Here is a 7,162-nt window from a genome sequence, read left to right as displayed (position 1 = left end):
TTGACAGACTTTAATAATTCACTACGTAATAACTGAAGTGAGAACGAGTAGATATCTATGCTCACTGTATTTATTTTCTGTACTTTCGCAGATCCATAATTTCCTTATCGGTATATTGTTACGATTAACAAATCTTTTATGCTAATTCGGATTAATTCTAAGTTTGTCTTTACATGAAGTTTGTAAAATGTCTATAGGATGGAGAGGATCAACCTATCCATCCTAAAAAATTATGCGCTAGCCCGTCGACGTTCAACATCAGAAGATGGAGTACATTCATGTTCTTTCACCAACTCAACATTAAATTGAATATGTTTTAAATGGTTTATCTACATTCCGGCGTTCTATTTCAGCTTTATTAGTTACATCCACCGCGGTTGCCACTAGACCTTCACGTGTTGCAAACGCGAAGTCATCCCATAGTACTTATCACCCTCAATATTGAACTGAGTAGTAAGTTTTCTGTAACCTGGTGCTGAAACAAAGTAATGAACATGAGAAGGACGATTACCATGACGGCCTAACTTATCGAGTAATGCTTGTGTAGTTCCTTCAGGAGGACAGCCATAACCAACCGGCATGGTTGTTTGAGCGGTATAATGACCGTTTTGATCGGTAAAAATAGTACGACGAAGATTAAAATCAGATTGTGACTTATCAAAAAATGAGTAATTACCCAAGCTATTGGCATGCCAGACTTCTACTTTTGCACCTTCAATAATATTGCCGTCTGTATCAGTTACAGTGCCGTCAATAAAAAGTAAGTCGACCTTATCAGATTCTGAACCATCATCCATGCGCGCGAAGCCGACAGACTCTGGTGCACCAGCGACATACAGTGGCCCTTCAATGGTACGTGGTGTACCATTCGTAATACCTGCATTAATATCAGCCTCATCCGCACGTAAGTCTAAGAAATGTTCAAGACCAAGACCTGCTGCTAATAATCCTAATTCATTGGCTTGTCCAGCATCGGTAAGATATTCAAGACCTTTCCATACCTCACTCTGAGTCAGGTCAAGATCTTCAATGGCCTGGAATAGATCGGATACTAAACGTACCACAACTTGTTGAACGCGGTCATCTACTGGACCTGTTGCTGTCTCTACGTTCATTTTTTTAACTAAAGTGTCAATTTCCTGACGGTTCATACTATTGCTCCTTAAGTATGCTTATTTATTGGTGGGCTCATGTTTCTCTCATGATGAGAGAAACTAGCGTCCTTTGCTTTTTCGATTGACTTCTAATTTCAACCTACCAGTTTTAAATGCTGCTGAATGTCCCAGCTGTAATGCTGTGTTAGCATCTTCAATATCCTTTTCAAGCGAGTGTTGCCATAACCAATCAAATCGATGTGCTAAATGTGCGCCTACTTCTTCAAAGCTTGGATAATCGGGTGAATAAAGTTCATAAATTTCCCCCGACTCATGGGAGGTATGTTGAACTTTAACTGCGCGATCTAAACGGATATCTTCATAAATTTTTGATACCAATTTAATATTTTCTGCTGTGAGCTGTGGATTGGCCAATAAGTTAGCCAAGATCAGTGCGTCTTCCAAGCCCTGCCCTGCGCCGGCACCCTGATGCGGTAACATGGCATGTGCTGCATCACCAATCACAATGACATTTTGGGTTTTATTTTATAGGTGGTTAAAGGTGGTGTTTCATGTAATGCCCAAATCGTCGGCTGTTCAATCAGATTCAATAATGCCTGACAACTCTCACTCCAATCCGCAAAGTCATCTAACATTTCTTGTTTAGAAACGGATTTAGTCCAAGGCGTATTTTCAGGTAATGTCGTTTGGGTACGGTCTGATTTAAAGGCAACAATATTAATTTCTTCGCCCTGACGAATTGGGAAGGTTAAAATATGTTTATCTTTACCTAACAACATTTGAGGCACTTCAGCTAGTTCTGGATCATTACCAAGTTCTTGAATAGCTTTTTTAAAGTCTTCAAATTTAATGATTCCACGATATGCCCATGTACCGGAGAATTCTGGACTTACACGAGGAAGCTGGTGAGAATCAAGTACATGATTACGTACTACAGAATGGATACCATCACATCCAATCAGATAATCGCATTCAACACGCTGCCCATCTATAAACTGAATTGAAACTTGACTATCTGTAGCCTTAATGTCTTGTACACGTTTGTTAAAATGCACATTCTGATGCGGAACCAATGGAATGAGCGTATCCAAAAAATCTGCGCGATGTACAGAAGACTGCCCTACATTTGGAGCTACAGAAGCGGATAAATATTCGTCATTATACCCATTACGCCATTGAAACCAGATATCTGTAAATGGAGCTTTTACCTTGTCTGCGATACTTTCATATTCATTCGCCAAGCCTAATAAGTGAATTGCTTTTTACAGCATTTGCACCGAAAGAAATTCCTGCACCAATTTCAGAAAATTGCGGGGCGGCTTCATAAAGATGTACATCTAAATTTTGATTTTTCACTAATTGTGTAGTAAGTGCCAATCCTGCAATCCCACCACCAATCACCGCAACTTTAATCTTCTTGTCCATTTTTAGCATTCCTTACTAAATTGCTTAGATTTCTATCATTAGATATTTTTTAGGATTTATCCAATTTATATTTTTTAACTTTAACTATCTAAATTTTTGATACTTATTATTTATAAGGACATGATCTAATTAAAAGATATTAAATATCTGATTCATAAGGATGGTGATTTAACTGAATCAGAATTTTGGATTAATCAATTTCACAAAACACTATTTCTTAATATTAAAAATTTATTCTTAATAAAATCAATGAAATACTTGTATTTTAGCTGTGTGGAATTATTTTCTAGATAAACCATATATAAGTTTCTATGCAGTGGATTAAACGGCACTGTTGCAAATAACCACGAATGGTAAGCTGAAGACTGTTTTAGCTAAAGGTGCAGCATATGAATCCTTTCCATGGTCGGCATTTTCAGGGCGAAATCATTCTTTGGGCTGTGCGCTGGTATTGTAAATATGGCATTAGCTATCGTGAACTGCAGGAAATGCTGGCCGAACGGGGTGTGAATGTTGATCACACGACTATTTACCGTTGGGTTCAACGTTATGCTCCTGAAATAGAAAAACGTTTACGCTGGTATTGGCGTAATCCTACAGATCTGAGCTCGTGGCATATTGATGAAACCTATGTAAAAGTGAATGGACGATGGTCTTATCTGTATCGTGCAGTCGATCAACGTGGCGATACCATTGATTTTTATCTTTCTTCTAGACGTAATACCAAATCAGCATATTGTTTTCTTGGAAAAATTTTAAATAATGTGAAGAAGTGGCAAATTCCACAAGTGATCAACACGGATAAAGCACCCACATATGGACGTGCTTTATCACGGTTTAAAACGGGAAGGTAAATGTCCACCAGACCTTGAGCACAGGCAGATTAAGTATAAAAATAACGTGATTGAATGTGATCATGGCAAGCTAAAGCGGATCATCAGGGCCACATTAGGATTCAAATCTATGAAGACGGCTTATGCCACAATTAAAGGTATTGAAGTCATGCGTGCACTACGTAAAGGACAAGCATCGTCATTTTATTATGGTCAGCCTCAGGGTGAAGTGTATCTAATCAACAGGGTTTTCGGTCTCTAAGTACTTTTTAAAGGGAACATCATCGACTCAAATCTCTATTTGCAACAGTGCCATATTTAGCTTATCACGTCAGCCTATTTGCAACAGTGCCGTACAAAGGTCGGGTGCATAAACTAAAGCCTGACCAAGCTGAAGCTTTACGACAAGCATGGAAGGAGAGGAAGTATCCATCGAAAATGGCATTAGGGAAAGCTTTTGGGATTAGTTGTCAGGCGGTATACCGATATTTACAAGTTAGTGAATAGCTTATTGGGATTAGCAACTAAATTTAGTTTAACTTATAAAAATCATGAAACACTGTTCGAATTTTAAGCGTGGAACATGAATAATCAATAAAAAGCCGCTCTGGTGCCTTACTTCCTAGAGCGGCTTAATCTAATATACTGAAATTTAATGATAAATATAAAGTGTTTCGTATAAGGTGTATTATGTTAATTTTAGAAAAATTTAAGTACAGGCTACTTTTAAAGTACGATATGAGTAGAGATAAATTTTTAACGTATTGAGCATTTTTTATGAGTAATATTATTAACACAACTAAAGAAATTTTTAGGAAAAAAGCTGCGCAAAAGAAAAATAGTAATTTAGGTAAATTTTCTTCTATTACAGAAGAACTTACTCATTATATGACACCTTCGAATATAAAATATGAAACAGAAATCCACAAACAAGTTAAAGATCTCCTTTCAAAAAAATTGGGTATAAAAACATATGCAACATCTAAAAAAGTTATTTTTAATCAGGAAGGAACTAAAAAATTTTTATTCTTACCTGATAAAAAGATAGTTATTCATTTTATTTTTAATGAATTAAAAACCCCAACAGAAATTCAAGATGAATGGAATCACCAGCTATTGGTGTTGACAAAACAGCCTAAAATACAGAACATTGAGAGTCGATTAATCGACTTAATAAATGAGTAAGATGCTATGACTGAGCTTGAAAAACAGTTACAAGGTGAAATTAAGAACTTTATTGCAGGTGGACGAGCTGTAAACAACTCATTTAAAAGTGTTGCTGGGCAACAACTTCAGAAGGGAGATAATACTGTAATGCACATCTGCCAAAAAAATGATCGAAATCTCGATAGTATTGAGGAAAAATATATTTCGTCTTCTAAATCTGATACAGAGGATAAAACAGGAACCTAAATAAATTTAGTGGCATCTTATTTTTTATTCTAAAAAAGCCTCTTAATCGAGGTTTTTTTTATACTTATTTTTTCAAATTATCCTCTATTTAACATAATGGCTGTTATACGAAACGAGAGTGTTAGAACCCATTTAAAGTGTCTATATTCTCACCAATAAAAATGTCCGGTTTCTCCGAGGTAAAATATGACTTTTGAACAAAAATAAGCCATTGTTTATTCTTTTTATTTCCAACAAAATTCCAGAACTCATCTACTTCGAGAGATTCATAATGACTTTGCTGAGGCTGAATTTCATAGGTTGATTCAGTTAAAGTACGTAAAACTTTACCGATACTGATGCGCTCAACTTCAGCAATATCTCGTATACCGCTGCCTCTGACCATCAACTGTAATATTTTACGAGTAATACCTGACTTACATCCTAGATAGCTCAGTGCATGATCACCAATAAACTGACGTTTACAGTCTTTGCACTGATAGTTTTGTTTCCCATCTACTTTGATACCATTTTTCTTTATACTATCACTGAGGCAGGTTGGACATTTGATTGCTAGAGTTATTTGCATTTCTCTATTTTATCAAAATCCAATCGGCTTTTTCTTCAGCATACTTTTTGAAACACTACCAAATTTTAAAGTTGTATATCATGAAATTATTAAAAATATTGAGTTTAGTTTGCTTAAGCATAAGTATTGGGGCTTGTGCTGAGCATAGTATGAGTCGAGCAAAAACAAGTACAATTCCACAAGTGAATAACTCAATCATCGATCAGAATGTTCAAGCGCTTTTTAATGAAATCTCAGCTGATGCTGTGTTTGTCACATATGATGGTCAAAATATTAAAAAATATGGCACGCATTTAGACCGAGCAAAAACAGCTTATATTCCTGCATCTACATTTAAAATTGCCAATGCACTAATTGGTTTAGAAAATCATAAAGCAACATCTACAGAAATATTTAAGTGGGATGGAAAGCCACGTTTTTTTAAAGCATGGGACAAAGATTTTACTTTGGGCGAAGCCATGCAAGCATCTACAGTGCCTGTATATCAAGAATTGGCACGTCGTATTGGTCCAAGCTTAATGCAAAGTGAATTGCAACGTATTGGTTATGGCAATATGCAAATAGGCACGGAAGTTGATCAATTTTGGTTGAAAGGGCCTTTGACAATTACACCTATACAAGAAGTAAAGTTTGTGTATGATTTAGCCCAAGGGCAATTGCCTTTTAAACCTGAAGTTCAGCAACAAGTGAAAGAGATGTTGTATGTAGAGCGCAGAGGGGAGAATCGTCTATATGCTAAAAGTGGCTGGGGAATGGCTGTAGACCCGCAAGTGGGTTGGTATGTGGGTTTTGTTGAAAAGGCAGATGGGCAAGTGGTGGCATTTGCTTTAAATATGCAAATGAAAGCTGGTGATGATATTGCTCTACGTAAACAATTGTCTTTAGATGTGCTAGATAAGTTGGGTGTTTTTCATTATTTATAAGAATTAGAAGTTTGAGGTTAATCTATTTTTGGTAGTGTTTCAAAAAGTATGCTGAAGAAAAAGCCGATTGGATTTTGATAAAATAGAGAAATGCAAATAACTCTAGCAATCAAATGTCCAACCTGCCTCAGTGATAGTATAAAGAAAAATGGTATCAAAGTAGATGGGAAACAAAACTATCAGTGCAAAGACTGTAAACGTCAGTTTATTGGTGATCATGCACTGAGCTATCTAGGATGTAAGTCAGGTATTACTCGTAAAATATTACAGTTGATGGTCAGAGGCAGCGGTATACGAGATATTGCTGAAGTTGAGCGCATCAGTATCGGTAAAGTTTTACGTACTTTAACTGAATCAACCTATGAAATTCAGCCTCAGCAAAGTCATTATGAATCTCTCGAAGTAGATGAGTTCTGGAATTTTGTTGGAAATAAAAAGAATAAACAATGGCTTATTTACGCCTATCATCGAGAAACAGGTGAAATTGTTGCTTATGTTTGGGGTAAACGAGATTTAGCTACAGTCTAACAATTGAAGACAAAGCTTAAACAATTAGATATTCACTACACCCGAATTGCAAGTGATCATTGGGACAGTTTCATCACTGCTTTTAAAAATGGTAAGCAAAGTATTGGTAAATTTTTTACTGTAGGTATTGAAGGCAATAATTGCAAAATAAGGCATAGAATTAGGCGTAGCTTCAGAAGAAGCTGTAATTTTTCAAAAAAGCTTGAAAACCATTTTAAAGCTTTTGATTTAGCCTTCTTTTCTTTTACATCAATAATGGCTTCATTTAAAGGCAGCATACTTTTTGAAGCACCACCAAAATTTTATGTTAAGTAGAGACTAAAAATGCCCTTGATTAAGGGCTTACAAGGGCATTTT

The 7,162-nt window shown here is 36.1% G+C and carries 3 protein-coding genes and 6 pseudogenes; 6 read left to right on the top strand and 3 right to left on the bottom strand.

The genetic code is table 11. The features are described 5' to 3' along the window. Positions 1–230: 230 nt before the first annotated feature. Positions 231–1,151 (bottom strand): annotated as a pseudogene (gene catA, locus LZP46_RS16275) (catechol 1,2-dioxygenase). 63 nt (positions 1,152–1,214) lie between these two features. Then, positions 1,215–2,540: pseudogene (salA, locus tag LZP46_RS16270) on the bottom strand (salicylate 1-monooxygenase). A 389-nt stretch (positions 2,541–2,929) separates the two neighbouring features. Between salA and LZP46_RS16265 the strand changes: the two are divergent. The 4 genes and pseudogenes from LZP46_RS16265 (at position 2,930) to LZP46_RS16250 (ending at position 4,786) form a co-directional block, all read left to right on the top strand. Beyond that, positions 2,930–3,635 (top strand): annotated as a pseudogene (locus LZP46_RS16265) (IS6-like element IS1006 family transposase). A 92-nt stretch (positions 3,636–3,727) separates the two neighbouring features. Next, a pseudogene (locus tag LZP46_RS16260) lies at positions 3,728–3,880 on the top strand (recombinase family protein); the annotation flags it as partial. 270 nt (positions 3,881–4,150) lie between these two features. Further along, positions 4,151–4,558 carry a hypothetical protein gene (locus LZP46_RS16255; protein ID WP_236095294.1) on the top strand — a complete coding sequence of 136 codons (408 nt, stop codon included), beginning with the start codon at positions 4,151–4,153 and terminating at the stop codon, positions 4,556–4,558. A gap of 6 nt (positions 4,559–4,564) precedes the next feature. Then, positions 4,565–4,786, top strand: coding sequence for a hypothetical protein (locus LZP46_RS16250; RefSeq protein WP_236095293.1), 222 nt, complete (start codon positions 4,565–4,567; stop codon positions 4,784–4,786). 199 nt (positions 4,787–4,985) lie between these two features. On the opposite strand, the pseudogene LZP46_RS16245 reads toward LZP46_RS16250, so the two are convergent. Further along, positions 4,986–5,354: pseudogene (locus tag LZP46_RS16245) on the bottom strand (IS1-like element ISAba3 family transposase); the annotation flags it as partial. An 80-nt stretch (positions 5,355–5,434) separates the two neighbouring features. Between LZP46_RS16245 and LZP46_RS16240 the strand changes: the two are divergent. Together LZP46_RS16240 and LZP46_RS16235 are read left to right on the top strand one after the other, a co-directional pair. Further along, positions 5,435–6,277: a carbapenem-hydrolyzing class D beta-lactamase OXA-58 gene (locus LZP46_RS16240; RefSeq protein ID WP_002002480.1), complete on the top strand. Its 843-nt coding sequence runs from the start codon at positions 5,435–5,437 to the stop codon at positions 6,275–6,277. A 90-nt stretch (positions 6,278–6,367) separates the two neighbouring features. Further along, positions 6,368–7,074: pseudogene (locus tag LZP46_RS16235) on the top strand (IS1 family transposase). The last annotated feature ends 88 nt before the right edge of the window (positions 7,075–7,162 follow it).

This window comes from Acinetobacter sp. SCLZS86, from assembly GCF_021560715.1.
In the GTDB taxonomy this organism is placed as follows: domain Bacteria; phylum Pseudomonadota; class Gammaproteobacteria; order Pseudomonadales; family Moraxellaceae; genus Acinetobacter; species Acinetobacter towneri_A.
Note: the sequence above shows the minus strand (reverse complement) of the source record. Positions and strands in the feature narration are given on the sequence as shown.